The organism is Corallococcus sp. M7 (assembly GCF_054512695.1).
In genome coordinates this window covers 2,491,737-2,518,453 of record NZ_CM137252.1, presented here as the reverse complement: position 1 = coordinate 2,518,453, position 26,717 = coordinate 2,491,737, and the positions used below count along the sequence as shown (strand labels likewise).

At 68.7% G+C, this 26,717-nt stretch carries 17 protein-coding genes; 14 read left to right on the top strand and 3 right to left on the bottom strand.

Features of this window, described 5'->3' with window-relative positions; all coding sequences use genetic code 11:
• The first annotated feature begins 25 nt into the window (after positions 1-25).
• The 3 genes from ACX114_RS10555 (at position 26) to ACX114_RS10545 (ending at position 5,105) form a co-directional block, all read left to right on the top strand.
• A complete protein-coding gene (locus tag ACX114_RS10555) occupies positions 26-3,364 on the top strand; it encodes a tetratricopeptide repeat protein (protein ID WP_459297213.1) in 3,339 nt (1,112 codons plus the stop codon).
• Positions 3,365-3,562: 198 nt separating this feature from the next.
• Positions 3,563-4,327, top strand: coding sequence for a hypothetical protein (locus ACX114_RS10550; protein ID WP_459297211.1), 765 nt, complete (start codon positions 3,563-3,565; stop codon positions 4,325-4,327).
• Positions 4,328-4,352: 25 nt separating this feature from the next.
• Complete coding sequence (locus ACX114_RS10545; protein WP_459297209.1) at positions 4,353-5,105, top strand: hypothetical protein; 753 nt, start codon at positions 4,353-4,355, stop codon at positions 5,103-5,105.
• A gap of 48 nt (positions 5,106-5,153) precedes the next feature.
• On the opposite strand, the gene ACX114_RS10540 is transcribed toward ACX114_RS10545, so the two are convergent.
• Together ACX114_RS10540 and ACX114_RS10535 are read right to left on the bottom strand one after the other, a co-directional pair.
• The gene (locus ACX114_RS10540; protein ID WP_459297207.1) at positions 5,154-7,583 is read right to left on the bottom strand and encodes a CBM96 family carbohydrate-binding protein; all 2,430 of its coding nucleotides are present in this window, start codon (positions 7,581-7,583) and stop codon (positions 5,154-5,156) included.
• A gap of 252 nt (positions 7,584-7,835) precedes the next feature.
• Entirely contained in the window at positions 7,836-9,869 is a 2,034-nt protein-coding gene (locus ACX114_RS10535; RefSeq protein WP_459297205.1) for a M6 family metalloprotease domain-containing protein, read from the bottom strand.
• Positions 9,870-10,005: 136 nt separating this feature from the next.
• Between ACX114_RS10535 and ACX114_RS10530 the strand changes: the two genes are divergently transcribed.
• The gene (locus tag ACX114_RS10530; protein ID WP_459297203.1) at positions 10,006-11,202 is read left to right on the top strand and encodes a PIN domain-containing protein; all 1,197 of its coding nucleotides are present in this window, start codon (positions 10,006-10,008) and stop codon (positions 11,200-11,202) included.
• Between the two features lie 146 nt (positions 11,203-11,348).
• On the opposite strand, the gene ACX114_RS10525 is transcribed toward ACX114_RS10530, so the two are convergent.
• The gene (locus tag ACX114_RS10525; protein WP_459297201.1) at positions 11,349-11,744 is read right to left on the bottom strand and encodes a hypothetical protein; all 396 of its coding nucleotides are present in this window, start codon (positions 11,742-11,744) and stop codon (positions 11,349-11,351) included.
• Positions 11,745-11,859: 115 nt separating this feature from the next.
• On the opposite strand from ACX114_RS10525, the gene ACX114_RS10520 reads away from it, so the two are divergent.
• From ACX114_RS10520 to ACX114_RS10475, 10 genes are all read left to right on the top strand, one after another.
• Positions 11,860-12,741 (top strand): sugar phosphate isomerase/epimerase family protein, encoded by an 882-nt coding sequence (locus tag ACX114_RS10520; protein WP_459297199.1) that lies wholly within the window; start codon positions 11,860-11,862, stop codon positions 12,739-12,741.
• 72 nt (positions 12,742-12,813) lie between these two features.
• Positions 12,814-13,515 carry a hypothetical protein gene (locus ACX114_RS10515; protein ID WP_459297197.1) on the top strand — a complete coding sequence of 234 codons (702 nt, stop codon included), beginning with the start codon at positions 12,814-12,816 and terminating at the stop codon, positions 13,513-13,515.
• 52 nt (positions 13,516-13,567) lie between these two features.
• Positions 13,568-14,779: a cytochrome P450 gene (locus tag ACX114_RS10510; RefSeq protein ID WP_459297195.1), complete on the top strand. Its 1,212-nt coding sequence runs from the start codon at positions 13,568-13,570 to the stop codon at positions 14,777-14,779.
• Positions 14,780-14,949: 170 nt separating this feature from the next.
• A complete protein-coding gene (locus ACX114_RS10505; RefSeq protein ID WP_459297193.1) occupies positions 14,950-16,512 on the top strand; it encodes a sensor histidine kinase in 1,563 nt (520 codons plus the stop codon).
• Positions 16,509-17,861, top strand: a complete 1,353-nt coding sequence (locus ACX114_RS10500; protein ID WP_459297191.1) for a sigma-54-dependent transcriptional regulator — start codon at positions 16,509-16,511, stop codon at positions 17,859-17,861. The genes ACX114_RS10505 and ACX114_RS10500 overlap by 4 nt, the downstream gene beginning before the upstream one ends.
• Before the next feature lie 180 nt (positions 17,862-18,041).
• Positions 18,042-19,613: a SulP family inorganic anion transporter gene (locus tag ACX114_RS10495; RefSeq protein WP_459297189.1), complete on the top strand. Its 1,572-nt coding sequence runs from the start codon at positions 18,042-18,044 to the stop codon at positions 19,611-19,613.
• Positions 19,610-20,308, top strand: coding sequence for a carbonic anhydrase (locus tag ACX114_RS10490; protein WP_459297187.1), 699 nt, complete (start codon positions 19,610-19,612; stop codon positions 20,306-20,308). The genes ACX114_RS10495 and ACX114_RS10490 overlap by 4 nt, the downstream gene beginning before the upstream one ends.
• 208 nt (positions 20,309-20,516) lie before the next feature.
• Positions 20,517-21,191: a DUF4476 domain-containing protein gene (locus tag ACX114_RS10485; RefSeq protein ID WP_459297185.1), complete on the top strand. Its 675-nt coding sequence runs from the start codon at positions 20,517-20,519 to the stop codon at positions 21,189-21,191.
• 97 nt (positions 21,192-21,288) lie between these two features.
• Positions 21,289-22,434 (top strand): esterase/lipase family protein, encoded by a 1,146-nt coding sequence (locus ACX114_RS10480; RefSeq protein ID WP_459297183.1) that lies wholly within the window; start codon positions 21,289-21,291, stop codon positions 22,432-22,434.
• Positions 22,435-22,500: 66 nt separating this feature from the next.
• Positions 22,501-26,673 carry a hypothetical protein gene (locus ACX114_RS10475; protein ID WP_459297181.1) on the top strand — a complete coding sequence of 1,391 codons (4,173 nt, stop codon included), beginning with the start codon at positions 22,501-22,503 and terminating at the stop codon, positions 26,671-26,673.
• The last annotated feature ends 44 nt before the right edge of the window (positions 26,674-26,717 follow it).

Below are 26,717 nucleotides of genomic sequence, written 5' to 3'. Positions count from 1 at the left end.
AGATGCACCAGACGGGTAGACACTCATGAGGAACCACCTGCGCGACATCCTCAAGCACATGGAAGTCCCCACGCTGAGAGGCGTCTTCCTGCTGGGGTGCTTCGAGCGACGCGTCACCCTGTACTCCCAGCAGGTCCGGGCGCTGAACCTCGTCCATGCCATGTTCGAGCGCAAACGGCTCAAGCCGGGATCCCGGGTGGTGGTGGTCGGCGCAGGCGCGGGTGGAATGACCTTCGCCGCTGGAGCGGCACTGCGCGGGTGCAAGGTGGACGTGCTGGAGCAGCAGAACGTGCTCCTTCCCCTTCTCGCGGAGAATCGCACCCGCTGGATTCACCCCCATCTCTATGACTGGCCCGCGCCGGGGTCCGAGGAACCCTCCGCTCAGCTTCCAGTGCTCAACTGGACGGCGGGAAGGGTTCATGAAGTCGTGGAACAACTCCGAAACGCCTGGGAGGCAGTGCGAACCACGACCGGTGTGGAGCTTGCGGTTCACCTGGGCGCTGGAGACATCCATCCCACTCTTTCTCCAGATGGAAACCTGAAGAGCGTCGGATGGAATGATTCGACAGGCTATACCCCTCCCTCTCCGGTGGACGCACTGGTCCTCGCGGTGGGTTTCGGTGTCGAGCGACGCGAGCCGGAGGTAGGGCGTCGCTCCTATTGGGAAAACGATGAGCTCGATCAGGAGATAGGATTCGGCCGTCAGCGACAGACCCGCATCCTCATCTCAGGCACGGGTGATGGCGGGCTGATGGATCTCTGCCGGGCCACGCTCCGTGAGTTCAACCAGGAGAAGGTGCTCCGGGAGCTCCTGAACCCCACCTGTCCCCAGTCCCTGAAGGATGAGTTGCTCGAGATCGAGGACGAGCTCCAGGACGGCCACGTCCGCGCCGACGCGCTTTCCCAGCGCTATCGCGCGCTGCGGGTCCCGAAGGCGCTCGACGACTGGCTCCGGGAGCGATTGCGGCCCGGCATCCAGGCCGTACTCAATGGACAGCCAGCGGACCCGCTGAGCGGCAATGCCAGCATCTTGAATCGCTTCCTGGTTTCGCGACTGTTCACGCTCGGCGTCCGATATCGCCCCGGAGCCATAAGCGTTCCCCTTCGGATTGACGGTGAGTACGAGGTGGGTTTCGCCTCCGCGTCGCCCATGCGGTTTGACCATGTCATCCTCCGCCATGGGCCCAAGCCATCCCTGGAACTGGACTTCCCGTGGCTGCCCAAAGAAGCCCTCGCGCAGATGCAGGCCCGAAGCGATCTGGATCAAACACGCGAGCAACGCTGGCCAGACTCCGCGTTCAGGCTCAAGGGAGCGGACACGGCTCCGGTCGTCACACGTCGCCGTGCGCATTCTCCCCCGCGGCTTCCGGCGCGCGAGGGGTCGCCCTTCGTCGGGCGCGAGGACGCACTGGAACACATGGTGGGGGCATTACTCGCGGCCGACCCGCCAATCCTGTGTGTTTCAGGCAGCGGTGGCGTTGGCAAGACCCGGCTCCTCATCGAGGCACTGCATGACGCGCGCGTCGCCGACCGCTATGGCAGCGCCAGGTACTTCGTCCGTGTCAGAGCCGGGACACAAGGGGACTCCATCTTCGGGGCCATGGCGGAAGTCATGGAGGTTGCGCCCGGTTCCGACCTGCGAGCCCGCATCCTTGCCGCCCTTTCAGAAGGCTCCGCCGTGCTGGTCCTCGATGGCGTCGACGAGGCATCTGAAGGCTTGCGCCCCCAGGATTTATCGGAGCTCGTCCGGATGGAGGGTTTGACGCTCGTGCTCGCGGGCAGGCACCCTCCCTGTCCGCGCACGGGAAGGCCCCAGCGAGCGATTGAAGTCCTGCCCCTGACCGGGCCCGCGTCGGCGAGCCTGCTCCAACACATGGTCCCCCAGGTCGACATCACTGACCCGGCGCTTCTGGCGTTGATCGGTGAGGGGGTCGCGCCGTTCTATATCCAGTTGCTCGCCGGCCTCGCGAGGAGCCAGCTGGCCCTCCACCCCGACGCCAAGCTCCTCGGGGAAATCTGGCAGAGAGTCCTGCGCAACACCCAGCCGCCTTCGGATCCTCCCAGGAGGTTGGAGAGCCTCATCGAACCCGAGAGGATCAGGGCGAGGTTGACGGAGGCAGGCTTCCGGTTGCTGTCGCTCCTCGCCCACCTGCCGGAGGGTGCATCACGGGAAGACCTCTCCCTGTTGTTTCCCGTCACGGAAGAGACCGCCCTCGCGGAGTTGACGAAGCTTGGGTTTGTCCACATTGACGCGTCCGACCGGAGGCATGTTCAGCCCCTGATACGCGAGGCACTTCGCGGCGCCGTGCCTCCAGAGCCCACGGACCTCGAGCGAACCCTCCTGCATTACAGCGGGCTTGCCAGTCACTTCGGTCCCCAGGTCGGCGGCTCCCGCGGGGCGATTGCCATCGAACGCCTCCGGCCCGAAGTGGAGAACATCGAAGCCATGTTCCTGGAAGGGCTCCAGGGACTCGAGGGGCACCGGTTCATCGACCCGTTGCTGGCACTCAACAACTTCTGGCGGTTCTCGGGGTATGGCTCCCCGGCGATTCTCGGGCAGGCCCGGGAGGTCGCGCGCAAGCAGGAGGATCTCCTTCGCGAGGCGCTCTGCTTCCAGGTGGAAGCCCAGGTCGCCCAGGAGCGCTCTCGGCACCAGGATGCGGAGCACCTCTTCAAACAGGCACTGCCGCTCTTCGAGCGATTCGACCCCGAGCACACGCACCTGAAAGCGACCCTCGGTTATGCGCGATGCATCCGAGGACTGGGCTCACTTGCGTTGGATGAGGGGCGGCTCGATGAGGCGGAGTCCAGCTTCAGCAGCGCGCTTCAATACTTCAACATGGCGAACTCGCCTCTGAGCGCGGCCAACTGCATCCATGGCCTTGGAAAGGTCGCACTGGACCGGGGACAGGTCAGCGATGCGCGCCTCCGGTTTGAAGAGGCGAAGAGCCTCTTCGGGCACTCCGGAGACCGCCTCGGCAGAGCGCACTGCCTGCGCAGCCTGGGTGAGCTCGAGGCCTCGGCCACGCTGCTGGAAGAGGCACGCAGGCTCTTTTCCGAAGTGGGGAACCTGCGCGGCAAGGCGCACTGCCTGCGCAGCCTGGGAGACCTCGCGCTCCAAGGCGCGAACCTGGACGATGCGCAGGCCCTCTATGAACAGGCGCGCCCCCTGCTGAAGCAAGTGGGGTCCCTCCGAGGTGAAGCCAATTGCCTCATGGGGCTGGGGAGGTTGTCCGTCCAGCGTGCACGGCCGGAAATGGCCCGCATCCATTTCGAGGAAGCGGCGAGGCTCTTCGAGCGCGTGCAGGACAAGCAGAGCCTCCAGCGGTGCAACACCGAGATCGAAGGACTGGGGCTGCGCTAAGCCCACTCCGGCGGACGCGGCACTCCGAAGTTGATGGAGGGGCCGGGAAGGACCTCTGCCCGGGTCGAGCGCTGGGAATCCGTGGCGGCATGACTCGCCTGTCAGCACTCCGCTGACCAGGGCGACGCCCCCCGTCCTGTGCACAGCCATCCTGGCATGGTGGTTGCGTATGGGATTCGCCACTTCGACGGGGAACCCATGACGCCACGTCTCATCTGCCTGCTCATGTTGTCGCTGGCCCTTCCTGGCGCTTCCGTCAGCGCCGCGGAGCTGGCGCCCGAGCCTCCTCCTGCATCAGCCTCGGGTTGGTTCGAGAACCCCACCCGCACGCGCGGGCTGCTGGGTTCAACGGCGCTGCCGCTGCACGCGGGTGAGGGCTTCGCGGGGCAACAGGCGCTCTTCGCGACCGTCGCGGAGGTGGACCTGAGCGAACGCGTGTCCGTGAGCGTGGCCACGGCCGGCTTCATCTATTCGATGGCCCGTGTCTTCGACGACATCCCCTTCAGTCTCATGGGGGGCATCAAGGTCTCGCACCCGCTGACAGAACGGCTGCACCTGGCATTCGGCGCCCAGGGCGGCAGCTTCGACACCGGCCTCTATCTGGTGGATTCGCTCAACGCCGTCTCGGTCTACGGCATCCTCACCTATGGGACGCCGGACGCGCATGTATCGCTCACGGTCCGGCCCTTCTTCGCCTGGGGGACCCACCACTCCGGCAGCCTGATGGTCCTGCCCATGTTGGGAGGCTTCGTCCGGTTGAGCGAGCAATGGGGCCTCGCGGGAGAGGTCGCGCTCTCACCGGTCGCGGGCATGAGCGGCACGTTTGGCTTCGCGACGGCGGGCGCGCGGCTCATGGGGCGCCAGTGGTCCCTGGACCTGGGGCTCCTCGCCGAGCAGCAATGGAAGGACACGGACAAACCCTCCGTGCTTCCAGGAGCCTCATTCCTGTTTCACTGGCGCTGAGCCGGCGGCGCACCGAGAGGGAATCATGACACCCCGTTTCATCTGTCTGCTCATGTTGTCGCTGGCCATTCCTGTCGCCTCCGCCAATGCCCAGGAATCCTCCGAGGGCGCTGAGTCCGCCGAAGGCTGGTTCGAGAATCCCACCCGCACGCGCGGGCTGCTCGGTTCAACGGCGCTGCCGCTGCACGCGGGCGAGGGCTACATCGGACAGAAGGCGTTCTTCGCCACCGTCGCGGAGGTGGGCCTGAGCGAGCGCGTGTCCGTGCACCTGGCCACGGCCTCCCTGTTCCAGTTGGTGTACACCGACACGGCCTTCAGCCTCATGGGAGGCATCAAGGTGAGCACGCAGCTCACCGAGAAGCTGCATCTGGCGTTCGGCGCGCAGGGCGGCTCCTACGACAGCGACCTCCCGGGCTCGTTGGGGCTCCACAACGCCGCCGCCCTCTACGGCACCCTCACCTATGGGACAGCCGACGCGAACCTCTCCCTCACGGTCCAGCCCATCTATGTCTGGGCCCGGGACGACAATGGGGGCTTGATGGTGATGCCCATGGTGGGAGGCTTCCTGCGAGTCAGCGAGCACTGGGGCTTCGCGGGAGAGATCGCCATCTCACCGGTGCCGGCCATGGCCGACGCGTTCGCCTTCGCCACGGCGGGCACGCGCTTCATGGGGCCGCGGTGGTCCGTGGACCTGGGAGTCCTCGCCGGAACGCAATTGCAGGGACAGGACACCCCCGCCTTCATTCCCGGGGCTTCCTTCCTGTATCACTGGCCCTGAGGAGGGCAGCGACTCCTGAGAGGGCCGCCGCTGCCCCTGCCCTCCGCATCACCGCAGCCGCATGAAGAACGCGTCGCTCGTGACGAACGTGTCGTGCCAGGCGAAGGGCAGGTAGTCCACCCCGTCCATCTGGGTCGTGTCCTGCAGGGTCGCGCCCACCAGGAGCTCCCCCGTCGTGAGCGCGGTGGGCTGTCCGGTGAGGGGCAGATGGCGTGACCAGCGGTGGGTGCCGCCCGTCGAGTAGCCCGCGTAGAGGGGGCCGCCGCGCAACGTGCCGCCCCCGAAGCTCACCGGACCGCTCGTCCGCGCCCACAGCACCACCGTGCCGGTGCGGGTGACCGCGAGCCCCTGGGCGCTCTCTCCATACGGCGCGCCCACGTGCTTCAGCCACACGTCGGCGCCATCCCCCGTCAACCGCCCCAGGAACAGGTCGTCCGGCGCGCTGCTGTAATCGGTGGGCACCTGCGTGTACGTCGTGCCCGCGAAGGTGAAGGCGCCCGTGAAGGTGCCGCTGAAGAACACGTCATCGCCGTAGGGCACCACCGCCACGGTGGCGCCATTGGCACCGGCCCAGGCGCGCGTCCATACCCGCTCGCCCCCGGCGGTGAGCCTCGCCACGAAGGGCGTGGGCCCGCTGCCGCTCGGCGCCAGCTCCGTGCCGCCCGGCGCCGAGCCGCTGAGATAGAGATTGCCCGCGCTGTCCGCCGCCACCTCCAGCTGGGACGAAGCATCGGAGGCCGCGAAGGTCCGCGACCACACGTGCGAGCCGTCCGCCGCGAACTTCACCAGGTACAGGGCGATGGTCCCCTGTGACGCCGAAGCGTCCGAGCGCAGCGGCCCGCCGCCGAAATCCACCTCACCGGAGAACCGGCCCGCGACGATGGGCGCGCCCTCCGCGTCCGTGGTGAGGCCGGTGGGCTCGAGCACACCCAACTGTCCGCTGCTGCTGTCCGTGGAGGCGAAGGTCCTCACCCACTCCGTCGTCCCGTCAGTGCTCAACCGCATCACGAAGAGGCGTGTCGACATGGTTTGCGGCAGCGGGCCCGTGCCCAGGTCCGGAGCGCCGTAATAGCGGCCCACCACGAGCACCTGGCCTGTCGGCGTCACCGCGAGCTCCGCCGGGAGGTACTGGCCGGCATGGCCCACGCTCCACACCACCGAGCCGTCCGCGCGGTAGCGCGTCACCGCGAGGCCCTGCGTGCCCGGCAACGGGCCCTCACCAAATGAAGAGGGGTAGGCGCTGCCATTGGACACGTAGGAGCCAAGCGCCACCCATCCCCCGTCGGAGGTCGCCGCCGTGGAGACCACCCGCTCGTCGCCGCCCGCGGACACGTGCGTCACGCCCGACAGGGTGCCCCCCACCCGGCTGAGCCCCCGGTACGCGCACGTCGACTCCGCGTACGAAAGGACGAGCTGCGGCCGTTGGTGCAACGGGCCCTCGTTGGAGGTGAAGGTCATCCCATCCGTGCTCTGGGGCCGCAGCGCGAAGCCGTAGCGCCCGTCTCCGGTGATGGCCGACCCCACGTCGTACTCCACCCAGGTGCCGCTGCTCGCGCTGCCCTTGTCCGCCAGCGGTGTGGGGTCCACCACCGGGCGGCTCGTCCAGTCGAAGTCACCGCCGTTCCAGTTCGTCGTCGCGTGGACGGCCGGCGCGTTCCCCGTTCCGCCCGTCGCGAAGACGCGCAGCCGCGCGCCCGTCACCGTGCGACTCCCCGTCAACACGTCGAAGGACAGGTACGCCTCGCTCTCCGGGGCGCCGTCCGAAGTGAGCGCCGTGCTCCCGGCGTTGCGCCGCGTGGGCTCCTCCTGGGACACCCAGGTGTCGAAGCTGGGAGGGAAGACGGCCGTCCGCGGCTCAGGGCAATCCTGGATGGTGAGGATCAACCGAGGGTTGTTGCTGCCCGGCGCGTCATTCGCCTCGATGCCGGTGCCATCGCTCGTGGTGGAGACGAGCGTGAAGGCATAGTCGTGATAGTTCGCCTTCACCCACGAGGACACGTCGTACTCCACCCACGTGCCCGCGGAGACCGCGCCCACGTCCGCCAGCTTCTGCGTCAAGACAGTCGGCGCCTTGTTCCAGGTGAGCGAGGAGACGCTCCAGTCCGGACGCACCCCATACACGGCCGGGCCGTCCTTGCTGCCATCCACCACATACACGCGCAGCTTCGCGGAGGTGATGACCCCTTCGACGCCCGACAGGACGAAGCGCAGGTACGGCTGGCGCTGTGGCGAGGCATCCGCGTAGAGCGTCTGCGCGGAGGCGAAGCCGGTATCCGGCTGGGTGGCGTCCGCCATCGTGTCCGCGTACGCCGTGAGGGTGCGCGTGGTGGTGGTCGCCGCGAGCTCGGCCTGGCCCAGGTCGGACGCCTCGGCGGGCGCGGTCGGGTCCGGCCCGTCCTCCCTCTCCACTGGCTCCATCGGCCCGCACCCCGACACCAACGCCACCAATGCTCCCAGCCACCCGCGTCTCATCCCCATGGGTCCCTGCTCCCGTCGACAAAGTTCCAACAGGCTCCGACTGCAGGGCCGGTGCCACCCCCGGGTTGCACAAAGGCAAACAGCAAGTCCGGGACACGGCCGCGATACATGGCAATGAGTCGCCACGCCCGGGAGGTCCGCTTCCGTCCCTGAGGCGGCGCGCTTCCCTCCCAGGGAACGACAAAAGACACCTTCACGCGGGGTCAAACCAGGCGGTCCGCGTCGGGCTGCGCACGCGGACCGCCGCCTGCGTCAGCGCGCTCTCGCGGAGGTGCTGACCACGTTCACCGTGGCCGTGGCGCTGGCCGCGATGCCGTACTCATCCTGGTTGATGACCACGTCCACGGTGTGAGCGCCGCGCGCGTCCGCGGGCACGGTCTTGGTCATCGTGAAGGTATGGGCGCCGCCCGGAGGCAGGTTGACGCCCCAGTCGGACCAGGACGTGTCCCAGCCTTCTGGCAGGGTCGACCAGAAGTCGTACCAGACCCAATTGCACGAGGCAGAGTCGTTGTTGGTGACGCTCACCGTCCACGTGACGTCCGAGCCCGGGGCCGCCGTCACGGTCGCTGGAGAGAGCGACAGCGTGGGCGGCGTCGCGATGCAACGCTCGACGACCTCCACCGTGGCCGTGCCCTGCACGGTCTGGCTGCCCCGCGTGACGGTGACACCCGCCGTGTAGGGCCCGGGCGGCGTGCTGTAGGGCACATACGTCTGGAGGCCCAGGGTGTCGGAGCTGGATGCGGCGAGCGTGCGTTGCGCGGGCAACGGGTCGGAGCCCCAGCCCGGAGGAACGATCGCGGAGAGCTGGAAGGTGCTCGGAGCGCAGCCGACCGAGTCCCGGTTGATCAACTCCAGCGCGAACTCCGGGCGCGCTCCGGGCAAGAAGGTCGGCTCCAGCGGCGTCACCCGCACTTCCGGCACGGCCTGCACGCAGGTCGCCGTGCGGTACTGGATGCTCACCGTCAGCCCCGTGGCCGTCGCCGCATCCACGGTGAGGGAGAGGTCGCTGTACGGGTCGTTCCACGTCGTGCCCGGCAACAGGGCCGGGTCGCTCCAGGAGGACGTCCCCGGCGTGAAGTCGAGCAGGTGGGTGCCGTCCCGAGTCTCCGCGTCCGCCAGGTGGATGAGCGCGCCGCCGAACACCTGGGACGCCAACGTCGACTCGTAGAGCCCCACGGGCCGGCGGTACTCCACCCACAGCCAGTCGTTGGCGCCAGCGCGGCGGCGCACCTTGAGCGCCTTGAGTCCACCGGACGCCACCACCGGCGCGAGCGTGAAGGTGCCGCCCGTGCCATCCACCTGGGCCACCGCGGATGCGTCCAGCCAGCCGATGCGCGCCTTGTGCGGCGCCGCGTAGTGACCCAGGTTCCAGTTGCCCATCGACGAGAAGAGGTCCCCGTACTCGTCGATGCTCCCCAGGGCGCCCGGCATGCCCAGCGGCTCCGCGCCGAAGTCGCGTGAGCTCGCGTGGTTCAGCGAGAGGTTGTGACCTGCCTCATGTGTCACCAGCTTCACGGCGGAGTCGTGGTTCGTCATCCAGTCCGCGACAAGCCAGGCCATGGAGGCCGTCACGGTGCCATCCGCCGTCGCGACCTGTCCGCAGGACAAGGTCGCCTGCCCCGCGTAGGAGCAGCCCTGTGAGGGATTGGGGTGGACGATGAAGATGCGGTCGTACTGCCGGAAGTCCACGTCCGCGTCCGCCGCCCGGATGGCCGCGTCGCGCATGGCGTCCGTCTCCGAGCAGGAATAGGCACGGTCCAGCGTGTACCAGCCCACCACGTTGCCGGTGGTCGTGGTGCGGCCCTCGGACACCTCGCTCCAGTAGGTTGCCAGGGAGCGCTGCGTGGTGGAGAAGAACGCATCCTGAATCCCCTGCGGGGTGGCTGCGGGCTGGGGCATGCCCGGGAAGGCCGCGAGGATGACGAGGCTGCGCTGCACCCCGGTGACGCCACACGCGCCCGAAGTGGCCTGCATGGCCGAGGCGTGGCGGTCCACCTCCACGGTCCGGGCCAGGAAGCGCTGCGCCCCCTGGGTTCCGCGCAGCGTCACCCGCTGGCCGGCGCGCAACCCTTCCGGTGTTCCACCGGTGAAGGCCAGCGGCAGATGCCTGCCTCCGGCGACGAGGAAGTACTCCTCGCGAGACGCCTTGAACGACGGCGCATCCACGACCCGGACTTCGAGCTCGCCCTGGAGCACCTGCTCACGGGCGGTGTCCTCTGGGATGGAAACCTGCGGGTTACAAGCCGCGAGCCACACGACCGCGGCGATGATGCACATGCGGGACATTTCCCCTCCGGCGAACGGTGGCCGGACGCGGGAGTGCGCCGGGCAACCGCCGCGCGCCTTGTGCCCCCGGCCGCGCGCGTGCGCAATGCGTCATTCGGGGATGTCACGGGGATTTTAAAGAAGTCCGTCCTCGAGATTGCTGGACCTCCTCGGATGGAAAAGGCAGGAATCAGGCCCGCAGCTTCTCCTACCGGCGCCCCTTCCAATGCCTGCTCTTGCTCCCGAACAAATCCAAGAACTGGTGGACAACAGAGAGATCACCGCCCTGACGCTCGACACGAGCATCTTCGATCAGGTCGGATGCAATCTGGCGTCCAAGACCCTCACCGCGCTCGGGCAGTTCAAGGGGAGCAACATCAAGGTTGTACTCTCGTCCATCACTTTGGGCGAAGTGCGAGCCCATATCGCCCAGAGTGCCAGTGCTTCCGCTGAAAAAGCGCGTGCGGCCATCAATCAATACCTCAAAGCATGGCGCAGTGATCAAGACCGGAGCGCGATCGCCGCGACGCTCGGCTTGAACAACGACGCAGCAGAGCACGCCAGGAATCAGGTGTCGGCCTTCTGCGAACTCATCCGCGCCATCGAGGTTCCGGTTGAACCGGGCGTCTCTGTTGCTGAATTGACGAGGCTCTACTTCTCGGCCGAGGTCCCCTTCTCGTCCAAGGACGGAAAGAAAAGTGAGTTCCCCGACGCCATTGCTCTTCTATCGCTCGAAGCCTGGGCTGAGAAGGCTGGCGGGTACGTGCTGGCTGTGAGCAAGGATACTGACTGGTCCCGCTATGCGGAGAAGTCCAATCGGATCGTATGCGTCAAGGACCTGGCCGCCAGCCTCAACTTCTTCAATACAGAGAGCAGTGTGGTCGCGGCGCGGGTCGCCTCTCAGCTCAAGCAGCGGAAAGCACCCAAACTCTCTCAGTCGATTCAAAACGGACTGGAGCGCTACATTGAAAACTTCGAGGTCGAGGCCAACTCCGACTTCATGTACGAGGCGGAACCCCACCACTCTCAAATCCTGAGCTGGACCGTTCTTGAAGACACCACCTTCGATGTGGTCGATTCCGACAGCGCGTCGCTCAGCCTCGCTTTTGAAGTCGAGGTCGAAGCCGAGTTCTCCGCGCAATTCAGCTTCTCCGTCCGCGACGGGGTCGACCGCGATTACGTCTCACTGGGATCTGCATCCAGCAAGGTAACGATACTCTTTCAGGTTCCGCTCGTGGTCACCTTGCCCAAGAGAGAAATCGACGATCCTGTGCCGTCTGAAGTCGAGATAGAGGACAGCGGCCTGGTTGTTGACTTCGATTACGTCAGGCCTGATTGGGGCGACGACGAGTAGCAGACCTTCCCGTCCACAGGATGAGATGGAATGGCGGTCATCGCGGGAGGTTGAACTCCACGTCGGTGCGGGCATTGTGGGTGGCGCACTGTCCCGACGAGGTCCCCGAGACCTCCAGGACGAGATGGCCCGCGAAGCGCGTGGCATCATTCACGCAGCTCCAGCGTCCCGGTCAGCTCCTGGTTCACGTCATCCTCCTGGATGGGCCCATAGCAGGCCGTCCGTGCCCACACCGCCCGCATGCCCGGGCTGTTTGCCTCGTCCGGGGTGAAGGTGGGATCGAACCCGGGCTGCAGGGGCACCTTCACCGCTCCGTCGATGACGAAGGTCGCCGGCCCCGTTCCCAGAAGTGCCGTGTCGAAGCGCAGGCTGAAGCAAAGGCCCGAATCGTCGAACAGGCCCCTACCGGCGGTCTCCGTTCCGCAGATCGTGAGGCTGCTGACTTCCGGCCAGTCGGGGTCGTCTGGTGATGCGAGAAACCCCTGCTGGACGTCACTGAAGTACTTCCATTCTCCGTCGTACTCCGCATGGATCGTCCCCAACTCTCCAAGGGGCTCATCGGAATCACAGGCGGGAAGTGACAACATCACCAGGGCAAGGAGTCCTCTGGGAGAGAAGCGGCGGGAACGACGGTTCGTCTTGGAATGAGGGCTCATCATGTCCGCACCTTTGTATCTGAAGTGGCTCGCGCCCGCGCTGCTCCTGGCCCTCGTGGGCTGCGCCGAGTCACGACGCGAGACTCCACCCGAGGCCCCGCTCGGTGCGTTCAACTTCACGCTGGAGTCGCGGCCGGTCGCCGCGCAGGTGGAGCTGCTCGACTCGCTTGGCTACTCAGGGGTGACGCAGTTCTGGCCGGGCCGTGAGGCCTTTGACAGCTTTGCCCACCAGCCCGCGGTGGAGGCGGGGCGGGTGCGGCTTCCGGCTGTCCTCTTCGTCCTGCCCTTCAACACGGCCTGGGACCGAGCGGAGCTGAATGGAATCCTGGCGGCGCTCGCGCCCACGCGGACGGCGCTCTGGCTCATCCTGAGCGGGCCGCCGGACGCGAAGACAGCCATGGTCGCCTCGGTTCGTGACGTGGTGGACCTGGCCACCGTGCATGGCGTGGACGTCGTGCTGTACCCGCACGACGGCGAGGCCATCGAGAACGTCGAGGAGTCACTCGCCTTGATGGCCGCGGTCGACCGTCCCCAATTGAAGACCTCGCTCCACCTCTGCCACGAGCTCCGGGCGGGAAACCGCGACCGGCTGGAGGAGGTCATCACCGCCGCCGCTCCCCAGCTCGCGCTCGTGAGCATCCACGGCGCCGCGCGCGAGTTCGATCCGAACGCCCCCACCTGGTCCGAGGTCATCCAGCCACTGGACCGGGGCGATCTCGACGTGGGGACCCACTACCTGCTCCCCTTGCGCCGGGCCGGCTACGCGGGCCCCGTGCTGCTCCACACCTTCGGCATCGAGGACCCACCGGAGGAACACTTCCGCCGCTCGATGCGAAAGTGGCGTGAGCTGTCGCACTCGGTGGCGGACGCGCTCATGAATTGAGTCTGAGGCCCGTGCTATTCCGGAATCATGGCCTCAGCCCGGGGCCTGCTCACCGGAGAAACGTCCATGCGCATGTCATTGATTCGGGGTCTCGTCGTGGCGGTGCTGTCCTGGGGTGCGTCCGCGTCCGCGCAGACGAGCTTCTCCCTCACCCCACCCTGCGCACCGGGGCTCTGTGGCGCGTCGCGCCTGGGTGGAGCGGCCACGAAGCCGGCGGGCGCGGTGGGGGATTCGCAGTACATCGAAGTGGATGTGGCGGCGACGCAGTTGCTGCAGTCCAGCAGCGAGCACATCGCCATCAGCGGCTTCGCGAACGGCCAACCGTTCACCTCCAGCGGTGCGTTCGGCACCAACGCACCGAACGGTGGCATCGGCATCGCGCTGGGGCGCATCGACACCGCGTCTCACCCGAGCTGCCCCGTGGACCCGTCTGACTCGAAGGTGGAGTTCGCCATCGAGCGGTTCGCCTGGAACGACATCTACGGGTCGGACATCCTGCACTGCGTGTCGTTCGACAAGGCGGCACTGAACGGCGTGTGGAAGCTGCGCGTTGGCATCTATGTGTCGTGCGTGGGCACGACGTGCAGCGCGTCCGCGTCGCTCGAGGATCCCGTCACCTTCGTGCAGTTCGGCGCGGTGTCCAGCAGCGGCATCACGCTCGCGAACCCGAACGCGGCACGCCGGCCCTGGTACGCGGTCACCAACTTCGCGGCCGAGCCGTTCAACTACAGCGCCACCTTCTGGGTGCGCTCGGAGTCGTACAACTCCTACTAGCAGCGGAAGCCGTCAGCGCAGCCAGTCCCGGGGGCTTCGTCCGTATCCCTCCGTGAAGCCCAGGCCCACGGAGACGCCGTTGCAGACGTACGACCTGTTCGCCCCCACCACCGATGCGGAGCGCCACGCCTTGTATGCGCGCATGCGCGCGGAGTCCGGGCTCTGCCGCATCGCCCCCTTTGGCGCCTACGCCGCCGCCCGGTACGAGGACGTGCGCGCCCTCCAGAAGGACGCGCAGCGCTTCTCCTCCGAAGCGCTCGCGACGACGGCGGAGCCGCCCTGGCTGGGCCCCAACCCGGTGGCGCAATCGCTCGTCACGCGGGATCCGCCGCGCCACACGCAGCTTCGCGCCATGGTCAACCGCGCCTTCGGCCCCACCGGCATGGCGCGGCTGGAGGCCCAGGTGCGCCAGGAGGCCCAGACGCTGGCCGAGTCCGCCGTCTCCCAGCGCGAGGTGGACCTGGTGGACGCCTTCTCCTTCGTGCTGCCCCGCAACATCATCGGGCGGATGCTCGGCCTGGAGCCGTCCACCTTCACCGAGTTCAAGCGCTGGTCGGTGAACATGGGCCTCATCACCTCCGCCGTGCCGGCGCAGCACGCGGGCATCCGCGACACCGTGAAGGAGATGGAGGACTACCTCGGGGGCGTCATCACCGCGCGTCGCCGTCAGCCGGGGGAGGACATGGTGAGCGACCTGCTCCGCGCCGAGGTGGAGGGACAGCGGCTCACCGACGCGGAGGTCCTCGCCTTCCTCTTCCTGCTGCTGCCCGCGGGCATGGAGACGACCGCGCAGCTCATCGGCAACGCGGCCATCCTCCTCGCGCGCCATCCTGAACAGCTGGAGCAGGCCCGGGCGGACCACGCGCACATCCCCCGCTTCATCGAGGAGGTGCTCCGCTGCGAGCCGCCCGCTCAGTTCGCCTTCCGCGTCGCGACGTCGGACGTGGAGCTGTCCGGGACGCCCATTCCGGCGGGCAGCCTCGTCATGGGGTTGGTGGCAAGCGCCAACCGCGACGAGCGCGTCTTCGAGCAGCCGGACGCCTTCCTCCCCGGCCGGGAGAAGGGAAGCCAGCACCTCTCCTTCGGCCACGGCATCCACTTCTGCCTGGGCGCTCAGCTCGCGCGGATGGAGGCCCGGCTCGCGCTGGAGGCGCTCGTCCCGCGCATTCGCGCCCTGCGGCTCCGCTCCCCGGCCATCGAGTGGCTCCCGGGGCTCACCATCCACGGGCCCCGGACGCTCCCGGTGGAGCTCCTCCCGGCCTGAGGCATTTTCCACGCGGCCTCCACGAGCGCCTGCCGTGCGCGGTGAAATGTGTTGATGATGGGCGCATGTCGTCGCCGCCGGCCCATCCCTCCCTGACCTCTCTCGTTCCACCGCCGGGAGAGCTCCTCCGCACGCAGAGAAAAGCGGGCCGGTCCGCCGTGGTCGGGCTGATGCTCCTCTGGTGCGCCGCCTTCGTCAGCCCCTTCGTGACCTACCAGGCGGACGTGAAGGCCGCGGAGGACGAGCTCCTCGTCCACCTGTCGGACCGCGCGGGCCTCCAGGCCCAGGCGCTGGGCGCGCATCTGGGACTGCTGCGCTCGGAGCTGCAACGGCTGGCGGAGCACCCGTCGCTCAGACCCGAGGACGGAGCAGCCGGCCCCGAGGTGGCGCTCCTCGAGAATGCCTTCGGCCACACCTCCCTCTTCTCCGCGGGCGTCGCGCTGGTGTCCTCGAACGGCCAGCGCATCTGGAGCGACCCAGTGAACATGCCGCTCGGGCGCACAGCGCTCGCCTCGCGCCCGTGGTTCCAGCGGATGATGGAGAAGCGGTCCGCTTCGGTCGGACTGCTGGACGAGGAAGGCGGAGGGCTCATCGCGGTCGCGGTCCCCATCGTGCGCGACGAGCGCGTCGTGGGCCTCCTCGTGGGCGAGCTCGCGACGGCGAGCGAGCTGCTGCCGGTCCACCGCGGGAAGAACGAGTCCATGGTCGCCCTGCTCGGCGAGCGCGGCCGGCTCCTGCTCCCGGCGACGCCCCCACCCCTGCTGCGCCAGCCGGAGCTCGCCGCGCACCTTCGCCCGCTGGTGGACGCGCCCGGGGCCGTCACGCTCGGAGGCACGCGGCTGCTCGGCGCGGCGGCGCTCGTCCCCGGAACCGAAATGCTGCTCGCCGTGCTCGAGGACGAGGCGCGGGACCGCGAGCTGCTCAAGCGCCGCTACCTCGGTCAGTTCGGCGTTCACACCGCGCTGCTCGGCGGCGTGCTCCTCCTCTTCACCCTGCTCCTGCGCCGCTCCTACCATTCGCTGATGACCGCCGAGGAACAGCTGCGGCGCCAGGAGACGATGGCGGCGCTGGGCACGGCCTCCTCGCTCATCGCCCACGAGGTGAAGAACGCGCTCAACAGCATGCAGGCCGCGCTCAGCATGATTCGCGCGAAGGGCGGCGAGACGACCCTGCCCGTCCAGGCGCTGCGCTCCCAGGCGGACCGGCTCGGCCACCTCGCCCGCTCACTGCTGAGCTTCGCCTCCCCCCAGTCCACGCAGCGGCGCAGCTGCGAGATGCACCTGCTGGTGCAGGACGCGCTCCAGGCCGTGAGGCTCCTGCCGGAGGCCGCGGATGTCACCATCGACACGACACTGCAGGAGGGTCTCTTCGTGAAGGGGGACCCGACGCTGCTGGTCTCCGCCGCCGACAATCTCATCCGCAACGCCGTCGAAGCCGGCGCCGTGGCCCATGATACAGGCCAGCAGCCCACGCCTCGCGTCGAGGTCCGGCTGCTGCGCGAAGGCGCGGAGGTGGTGCTCGTCGTGGAGGACAACGCAGGAGGAGTGCCCCTGGCCTTCGAGCCCAGGCTCTGGGAGCCCTTCGCCGTGGGCCGCTCGAAGGGCATCGGGCTCGGGCTTCCGATGGTGCGCACGGCCATCCGTGCGCATGATGGAGGAAGCGTTTCCTATACGCGCGTGCCCGGAGGCAGCCGCTTCACGGTCCGCCTTCCACTTGAGAAAATGGCTTCATGAGCACCTCCCTGCTGCTCGTCGATGACGACAGGACCTTCTCCTCGCTCGCGGCCTCCATGCTGAGCCAGGAGGGTTTCCGCGTCCGGGTCGCGCGCTCGCTGCACGAGACCCGCGTCGCGCTCGCCGCCGAGGCGCCGGACCTCGTGGTGCTGGACCGGAGGCTGCCGGACGGAGATGGGCTCGTCTTCCTGCCCGAGCTGCGAGCCCAGCTCCCGACGACCGTCGTGTTGATGGTGACCGCGCACGGCGACATCGAGAGCGCCGTCGAGGCCATCCGCGCGGGGGCTCGCGACTACCTGAGCAAACCGGTCGAGATCGACGACCTGGTGATGCGCGCGCGCCGCGCGGCGAGCGACCTCCAGCTCCAGGAGCGGCTGCGCCAGGCGGAGAGCGTCCTCGAAGGGCGTCATCGGCTGGCCGAGTCCCGCTCGCCGGCGATGCAGCGGACCCTCCAGATGCTGGAGCGGATCGCCACCACGCCGCGAAGCCCCGTCCTGTTGCTGGGAGAGACGGGGACGGGGAAGGCGGTGCTCGCCCGCCATCTCTACGCCTTGCGCCAGAAGCAGGGCGCCTTCGTGCAGATCAACTGCGCGGCGCTTCCGGACACGATGATGGAGAGCGAGCTCTTCGGCCACGAGCGCGGCGCCTTCACGGACGCGAAGACGGCGCGGCGCGGACTCGTGGAGCTCGCGAGCGATGGGCTCCTGTTCCTCGACGAGGTGGGTGAGCTGCCGCTCGCGCTCCAGGCCAAGCTGCTCACGTTCCTCGACAAGGGCGCCTTCCGGCGGCTCGGTGGCATGACGGAGCTCACGAGCACCGCGCGCATCGTGGCCGCCACCAACAAGGACCTCGAAGCGGAGGTCACCGCCGGGCGCTTTCGCGAGGACCTCCTCTTCCGGTTGAGCGTGTTCCGGGTGGACGTGCCTCCGTTGCGCGAGCGCCGCGAGGACGTGCTGCCGCTCGCGCGGACGCTCGTGCTGGAGCTCTGTTCGGAGCTCGGCCGGCGCCCGGTCCCCTTCTCCCCCGCCGCGGAGGAGCGCCTGGTGAGCTACCCCTTCCCCGGCAATGTCCGGGAGCTGCGCAACGTGCTCGAACGAGCGCTCGTGCTCGAAGGCGGGCCCGCGCTCGAGCTGCAGTCGCTCGCCAAGGGAGGCGGCACGCCGGCCTCCGTCGACCCCAACGCCTTCTCCGTGTCGGGCCCACCCCGGCCGCTCGATGAAGTGGAGCGGCTCTACGTCCGGCACGTGCTCGAACAGCTGGGAGGCAGGCGCATGGAGGCGGCCCGCGCACTGGGCCTGTCCTATCCGACATTCCTCCGCCGCCTGGAGGAGAGCCCCTCCTCGGAGTGAAGGACTTTAAAAATCGTTCATCGCCCGGACCGGGGGCTTCAAGATTCTTTCATCGCCCGGTCCCGGGGCCCGCCGCCCTCGGAGGAAAGCGCCCGGGACTGGCTGGCACAACGCTTGCGTAGGCCCCCCTGTCACGTCGAGCCCTGGTGTGGCCCGGCAGATGGCAGGGGAGCTCAAGCAATGACTTCGGGTGTAAAGGCAGCAGAGGCGAAGCCTTCGTTGAAGGCGATTCTCGCTTCGGATTTGCCAGCTTCGCTGGTGGTGTTCCTGGTGGCCCTGCCCCTGTGTATGGGCATCGCGCTCGCCTCTGGAGCGCCCATCATGGCGGGTCTCATTGCCGGCGTCGTGGGAGGCCTGGTGGTGGGCCTGATGGGCGGCGTGCCGCTGCTCGTGAGCGGTCCCGCGGCGGGCCTCGCGGTGATGGTCTTTGGCTTCATCCAGCAGTTGGGCTTCGCCGTGACGTGCGCGGCGGTGGCCGCGGCGGGGCTGGTGCAGGTGGCGCTCGGCGGCCTCAAGGTCGCGCGTTCGGCGCTGGCCATCTCGCCGGCGGTGATCCACGGCATGCTCGCGGGTATCGGCATCCTCATCGTGCTGGGGCAGGTCCACATCGTTCTGGGTGGCTCTCCGCAGAGCAACGCCTGGAACAACCTGCGGGAGCTGCCCGGGCAGGTGCTCAACCTCCACGGGACGGCCACGCTGCTGGGCCTGCTGACGCTGGGCATCCTCATCGCGTGGGGGTTCCTGCCGAACGGCCGGCTGAAGAAGGTCCCGGGGCCGCTGGTGGCGGTCGTGGGCGGGACCGCGGTCGCGGCGGTGTTGAACGCGGACGTGGCCCGGGTGCAGCTGGCGGCGAACGCGCTGTCGGCCATCCAGCTGCCGTCCCTTCCGGAAGGCTCCATGTGGGGCGCCTTCATCGTGGCCGTGCTGTCTCTCGCGCTCGTGGCGAGCGCCGAGTCGCTCCTGAGCGCGGTGGCGACCGACAAGCTGCACACGGGTCCGCGGGCGAACCTGGATCGCGAGCTGCTCGCGCAGGGCGTGGCGAACACCGTCTCCGGTCTGGTCGGCGGTCTGCCCATCACCGGCGTCATCGTGCGCAGCGCGGCGAACATCAACGCCGGCGCGAAGACGCGCTGGTCCGCGGTCATGCACGCGGTGTGGATGCTGGCCTTCGTGACCCTGCTGGGCGGGCTCGCGTCCTACGTGCCCCTGACGGTGCTCGCGGGCCTGCTCGTGCACGTGGGCCTGAAGCTCGTGAACCTCGCCCACATCCGGGAGCTCCGTCACCGCGGCGAGCTGCCCGTCTACCTCATCACCGTGGCTGGCGTGGTGGGCATCAACCTGCTCGCGGGCATCGGCCTGGGACTCGGCGCGGCCATCCTCCGGCTGCTGTGGCAGCTGGGCCAGGTGCGCGTGGAGATCCATGCCGACAAGGGCGTGCACCAGGTCTGCATCAGCGGCGCGCTGACGTTCGTCGGCGTGCCGAAGCTTTCGACGGCGCTCGCGAAGATTCCGGCGGGCTCCAGGGTTGAGGTGGACGTGGCGGTGAACACGCTCGACCACTCCGGCTTCGAGGCGCTGGAGAGCTGGGCGGACACGTACCGCAAGACGGGCGGCACCGTGAGAATGGAGCCGCTCGAAGACGTCTGGACCCGGCGCAGCGCGCGCGCGGGCCCCGCGCCGGGCTCCACGGATTCATCCCCTTCCTCCTCGGTTCATCACGTTTCGACTCTCTCTCCCGGAGGTGTGCAGTGAAGAAGCTCATCAGAGGTCTGCTCGATTTCCAGCGCCACACGCTCCCCTCGTACCGCGCGACCTTCGCGAGGCTCGCCAAGGGACAATCCCCTGACTGCCTCTTCATCAGCTGCGCGGACAGCCGCGTGGTGCCGAACCTGCTGGTGTCCACGGACCCCGGTGACCTCTTCACCGTGCGCAACGTGGGCAACCTCGTTCCGCCGGCCAAGCCGGGCGGGCAGCCCTCGGCGGACCGCGGCGAGGCGGCGGCCATCGAGTTCTCCCTGGGCTTCCTGCCCATCGAGGACGTCGTGGTCTGCGGCCACTCGAGCTGCGGCGCGATGAAGGCCATCCTGGCCGGCGGCAACGTGGACGGCGCGCCGAACCTCGAGCAGTGGCTGGCGCACGGCTCGCCCTCGATGAAGAAGCTGCGTGAGAGCACCTCCAAGGTGGGCGAGGGGCTGCCCGACGCGGATCGCCTCTCCCAGCTGAACGTGCTCGAGCAGCTGGAGCACCTGAAGACCTACCCCATCGTGCGCGACCGGCTCGCGGCGGGAACGCTGCGGCTGCACGGCTGGTGGTTCGACATCGGCGCGGCGCAGGTCCACGCCTACCGTGAGGACCTCGGCCGCTTCGTCCCCATCGATGAGACCGAGGGCGACCGGCTCCTGACCTCGCTGGCGGAAGAGCCGCCCGCGCTCCGCGCCGTCCAGTAAGGCCGCACGAAGCCAAGGCCGCACCGAGCCCCGGCGATCCCTCGTGGATCGTCGGGGCTTCTGTTTTCTCAGACAGTGAGTCCAGGTCCGCCCGGCCGAGCCGTATGTTTCATGTGAATAAATGCACGGTTGGTGCGTGGAGAGGGCACGGCGGCGAGAGCGCACAGCGCTCCGGCCGCACCGAACCCGCTTCCCACCAGGACCTCACATGAATCGCATCGCCCGTGCCGTGCTCGTCTCGTCCCTGTTCGTTTCGTCCGCCAGCTTCGCGCAGGACGCGGAGTTCAACATGCAGGTGGACATCGATGATCAGGAGATGCCCAACGCGCGCATCAAGATGAAGACGACGACGAACGTGGATGGCGAGGAGACGACCACCGTGAAGGTGCGCGGCGGCGGCGCCCGGATGGACGTGCGGATGACGGGCGGCATGACGGAGTCGGAGAGCCACGGCGAGCACCGCGAGACCCGGACCACGGAGACGCGCCGCGAGCCCCGGATGGAGCCCCGGCATGAGATGCCGATGGCCGCCGAGCCCTCCCACCGCGACTGTGGCACGCGTTCGGATGAGGGCTGCATGATGCGGCGGGACGGGCAGTACCCGATGGACGCCTCCACCTGGAGCGGCTTCTACCAGTCGCTCAAGAGCGAGAACAACGAGATCGTCCGCCAGGAGAAGGCGGACAAGATGCTCAAGCGCGTCTACCTGACCGCGGTGCAGTTCGGCATGGTGCTGGACCTGTTCAAGAATGAGATTACCCGCCTGGACGTGGCGCGCATCGCCGCGCCGCACGTGGTGGATCCGCAGCACGCGCTGGGCTTCTCCTCCAAGTGGCGCAACTCCATCAGCGGCAGCGAGTACACGGACATCATCACCCAGTAATCCAGACAGACATTCCGGGGCAGGGGTTCGGGACTTCACATTGACCCCTCCCCGGCGTCGGGGGCGGGCCTCGCGTGAGGCTTGCCAGGATTGCCCCATGGCAAACCGGCACCGCGTCTATCTGGTCCCCGGCTTCTTTGGTTTCACGCAGATGGGGGACAAGGAAACGGAGCGCATCGCCTACTTCCAGAACGTCCCCCGGCTGCTCGAGCAGCGCTTCAAGGAGCGCGGCATCAATGCACGGGTGCACGCCATCGCCTCCGCCCCCACCGCCGGGCTGGAGGCGCGGGCCCGCGACGTGTTCCGGGAGCTGGCCCGGACCGCGAACGAGGACGACGCGCAGATACACCTCGTCGGACACTCCACGGGCGGGCTGGATGCGCGCAGTGTCGTCTCACCGCGCATGGCGCATGAGGCCCCGGAATTCGTGAAGCGCGTGCGCTCGGTGGTGACCATCGCCACGCCGCACTTCGGCACCCCGCTGGCCAGCTACTTCGACCAGGGCGGCGTGGGGAAGACGCTGCTGCGCTACCTGTGGCTCTTCACCTTCCTCACCCTGCACCGCAAGGCCATGCCCCTGCGGGCCGCCGCGCTCCAGGCGTGCTACTGGCTCGTGCTGCGGAGCGAGGAGGCGAAGCTGCCGCCCAACCTCTTCAATCAAGTCGTCCGGCTGACGGCGGACCTCTCCGAGCACGAGCGCGAGGACCTCATCCGGTTCTTCGGCCAGGTGGGCGAGAACCAGGCGCTCATCCAGGACCTCATGCCGATCCGCATGCGCGCCTTCAACGCGAACACGGCGGACCGGGAGGGCGTGCGCTACGGCTGCATCGTCACGGGCGCGCCGCCGCCCAGGCTGTCACTCCACCTGCTGCTCACCGCCGACGCGCTCCTGAACGGCATCTTCGCCTTCCTGTATGGGAAGAGCGCGCCCCTGTCCCGGGAGCTCCAGATTCCCGAGCGCACGAAGGCCCAGACACAGGCCCTCCAGGATGTCCTTGGCAGAAGGTTCGAGTCCCGCAGCGATGGCATCGTCCCGAGCCGCGCCCAGGTCTGGGGAGAGGTCCTCCACGTGGCGCAGGCGGACCACATGGACGTCATGGGCCACTTCGACCAGCCCCCGGAATACATCAGCTGGCTGAAGTCGGGCTCCCACTTCCAGGAGCCGCAGTTCCAGGCCCTGTGGGACCGGGTGATTGATTTCACGGTGGGCGGGGTCTCCACCTGGAAGGCCCGCGTCGGGTAGAGTCCGCGCCGAAGACGGGGGGGACACATCCAATGGGCATGAAGCCTCCTCCCCGGAATGCCTTTCATGCGCCCCCTGCTCATCCTGCTCGCGGTCACGTTCCTCGCCTGTCCTTCGCAGACCACCACCGGGCCGGATGCCGGCGAGCCCGACTCGGGCGTGATCTGCGGCCCTGGAAACTGCGCGGGCTGCTGCGACGCCGCCGGTCAGTGTCGCGAGGGCACGGAAGTGACCGCCTGTGGCCTGGCCGGGGCGGCATGCAGCGACTGCCTTACCGCCGCTTGCGTCACCGGGGGGTGTGAGACGCCCGTGGAGCCGCTCGGGGATACCTGCGCCACGCCCCACACACTCACGCTGGTCGAGGGGAACGCCACGCTTCAAGGCGACCTGCGCCGCCATGGGCCCGACGCGCTCGGCTGCGTCGAGGGCTCGCGCGACGCGGTGTATGCCTTCACGCTCGCGGCCACCGCGGAGGTGGACCTCTCCGTCGTCTCGCGCACCCCGGGGTTCGAGCCCGTGGTCAGGGTGGGCAACACCTGCGCGCGCCCGGCCTGCAACGCCTCCGGCCTGGAGCGCTCCCGCTTCGAAGGCGTGCTGGCCGCGGGGACGTACTTCGTCGTCGTGTCCACGCGGACCCTCGCCGCTGGCGAGTTCGAGCTCACCCTCGGCACGCGCCGGCCATCCAGCGGGGAGCGCTGCTCGGACGCGGCCCTGCTCACGTTCGACGCCTACCACCAGGCCACCGCCACGGTGCCGACCCAGGAGCGCGAGGACGACTTCACGCTGGACTGCATGACCTGGACGCCCGGTCCCGACTCCGTCTACCGCTTCCGGGTGGACCAGACGAGCGACCTCGAGGCGACGCTTCGCAACCAAGGGCTCGAGGGGGGCAGCATGCTCGCCCTGCGCTCCGCATGTGACGGCGTGGACCTGGGCTGCGGTCCGGCCCTCTCCCTGACCGACCTCGCGCCGGGCGAATACCTGCTCCTCACGGATTCGCACTTCTACGAATCCAATCCCCTCACGCTGTCCGCGCGGCTCACCGGAGCACGCCCCCAGGGCGAGACGTGCGGACGCGCCGTCCCCCTCACGCTTTCAGGCGGCACCGTCCACCTCACCGACACCCTCCGCGGCGCGACGAACGATGTCCCCGAGAGCTGCAGCGAGACCGTCAACGTTCCCGACCGCATCTATTCACTCACCCTGGAGCAGCCCATGCTCGTCAACGCCACCGCCACGCGACTGGGGACGAGCGGCGCGCTCTCCCTGCGCGTCCAGAAGGCACTCGACTGCGGGACGTCTCTTTCGACGGGCTGTCAGTGGGGAGAGACGAGCGCCTCCGTCCAGGAGCTGCTCCCCGCGGGCAGGTACTTCTTCGTCGTCGAGTCCGCCACCGGCATCGACTACTCGCTCGACGTGAGCGCGGTGCCCCCACCCGAGGGGGAGTCATGCGCCAACCCCATCGGCTTCGACGTTCCCGTGGGAGGCGGCACGCTCACGCATCAGGCCAGCACGCGGGGCAGCTCGCAGGAGGGCTACGACTATGACTGCGGGCGCTACCACCTGCCCGACCGCGTGTACCGCCTCACGCTCACGGATCCGCACTCGAACCTGGTGGTGACCACCACCGCCCTGGGCGGAAGCAACGAGGCCCCGACCCTGGCCCTCGTTCGGGAGTGCCTGGGCGCCACGCCCGTGGCCCAGAACTGCGAGGCGACGGTCCAGGCCTCGCGCGTCCTGCGGCAGACGGCCGTCCCCGCGGGCACCTACTTCCTCTGGGTGAAGGGCCCGCAGGTGGCCGGCACCGACTACCGCCTGGAGGTTTCCGCGACGCCGACCCTGGAGGGCGACACCTGCGCGGTCGCGACCCCGGTGACGCTGTCCGGCGGGCCCACGGGTGGAACCGCCACGCTCACGGGGACGACCGTGGGAATGTCGGACGACCTCCGCGACTGCACTCCGGCCATCGCCTCCTTCCCGGACCATGTCTACTCGCTCACCCTCGACCGCGAGCTGGACGTGAAGGTGAAGATGACATCCGCGCAGGCCTCGGCCCGGGGCATGGTGTCGCTCGTCGACGCCACGTGCCGGGTGTCCCAGAACGTGTGCGGACAGCCGGGCGCGGACGGGGTGACGACCCTGCGCGCAGGGAGCCTCAAGGCAGGCACCCACTTCTTCTCGGTCGACCACACCTCCGGAGGCCCCGACGCCTATTCGCTCGAGTTCTCCGCGGTCCCGCACCAGCCGGGAGAGACCTGCGCGAATCCGCGCCCGCTGGTGTTCTCCGAGGGCAGCGCGGGAGGCACCGCGGTCCTCACGTTCGACCCGGGTGAGTTCTTCGATGCGCCCCTCTTCGATTGCGCTGGCGACGGGGCGGATGGGTACTTCACGTTCACCACCGACCGCGTGCTGGACCTGTACGTGACCCTGCCGGGTGGCGCGTCCAACGGGTCGCCGCTGCTGTCGCTCATCCGGACCTGCGGCGAGGTGCTCGGCTGCCAGCCGCTCACCCAGGTGTCGGAGCCGTTCGGGCGGGGAAGCCTGCCGCCGGGAACGTACATCCTCGCCGTGGACTTCCTGGTCTCCCAGGCGGAAGGGCCCGTGACGCTCCAGGCCTCGCTGACACCGCCCACCGCCGGTGACACCTGCGCGCTCGCGGTGCCGCTCGGGCTTCCCCCGGAGGGAGGCACCACCGTCATCCCCGGAACCTTCGCGGGTGCCTTCGACGAACACCAGAGCGATTGCACATATGCGGGCCTCGCCGGCGCGGACCGCGTCTACACCTTCACCACCTCCGCGCCGACGAGCTTCATCGCCGAGGCCACCACCGCCTCCGGCCTGAGGGCCCCGGCCCTCACCCTGCGCCGCGGCACCTGTGACGGTCCGGCGGCCACCTGCGCCATGGGCGGCGCGGCGCGCGCGTCCATCCGCGACGCGAACCTGGCTGCGGGCACCTACTTCCTGTTCGTGGACAGGGCCTACGACGGGCCCGCGGACTATTCGCTGAAGGTGTCCCTGGGCTTGATGCCCGAGGGTGACGTCTGCGCCAGCGCGCTCCCCCTGGGCCTGCCGGCGAGCGGCCCCGGCCAGGTCACCGTCCAGGGCGACACGGGACGCTTCTTCCACGACCTGACGCCCTCCTGCGGCGAGCCGTACGTGAGGCGCGAAGCACCGGATGCCGTCTACACCTTCACCACCACGGAGCCGCTGAACCTGCGCCTGGACACGAAGGCCCTCACCCCAGGCTTCCGGCCCACCGTGTCGCTGCGCCGGGCGTGTGGCGGCGCCGAAACCGACCTGCGCTGCGCGTCGACGAATGGCTCCGCACCGGACGGATGGACGAGCTACCGCGACCTGCCCGCGGGCACGTACTACGTCGTCGTCGACGGCTTCAGCACCCATGACGTGGGTGAGTTCGAGCTGGTGGCGCGCCTGTCCCGGCCGGAGCAGGTGGAACCGGGTGAGCGCTGCGCGAACCCGGAGCCGTTGACGCTCTCCCAGGGAGGCCACGGCCGCGTGACGGTCACCCGTGCGTTCGGGGACTTCGCGGACCACGAGGGCTGCGGGAGGGTCGATGGCAGCGATGCCGTCTTCGCGGTCACCACCGACCGTCCACGCCGCCTCCATGCCCGCGTCACGGGCTCACGGGTGGAGACACAGCCGGCGTTGTCCGTCCGGCGCGGCCCCTGTGAAGACACCGCGTCGCAGCTCGCCTGCGTGAGCGTGGCCCAGAACGGCCGCGCCCGCGTGTCCGCGGACCTTCCCGCGGGCACGTCGTACCTCCTCGTCAAGTCGGCGCAGGCCCACCCGGGGGGCACGTTCCAACTGGACGTGGAGGTCGACGACTTCGCGCCGGGCGACGTCTGCGCGGAGGCCCTTCCCCTGGCCTTCTCGAATGGCGCGGCGGGCGGCACGGCGACCGCAACCGTCGACCCGGCCGCGCATGGCTCGGACGCTCAGCTGACGTGTGGTTCCAGCAGCCGGTCAGACACCTTCTTCACCTTCACCACGGACCGCGTGCTCAACCTGTCGGCCACGCTCCTGCGTCAGTACGCGGGCGAGCCGTTCTCCATGGGGCTGCTCGCAGGCTGCGGGGGGCCGGAGTCGGCGTGCACCAGCACCGGCTACACCTCCTATGAGCCCCTGGTGCTCACGCGAAGCGCACTGCCCGCGGGAACCCACGTCCTCGTCGTCCAGGGAGGAACGGGCTTCACCGTGAACCTGTCGCTCACCCCCTGAGCGGCCGGCGCCACGACTGTTCACCCAGGCAACGGAGGCGGCGA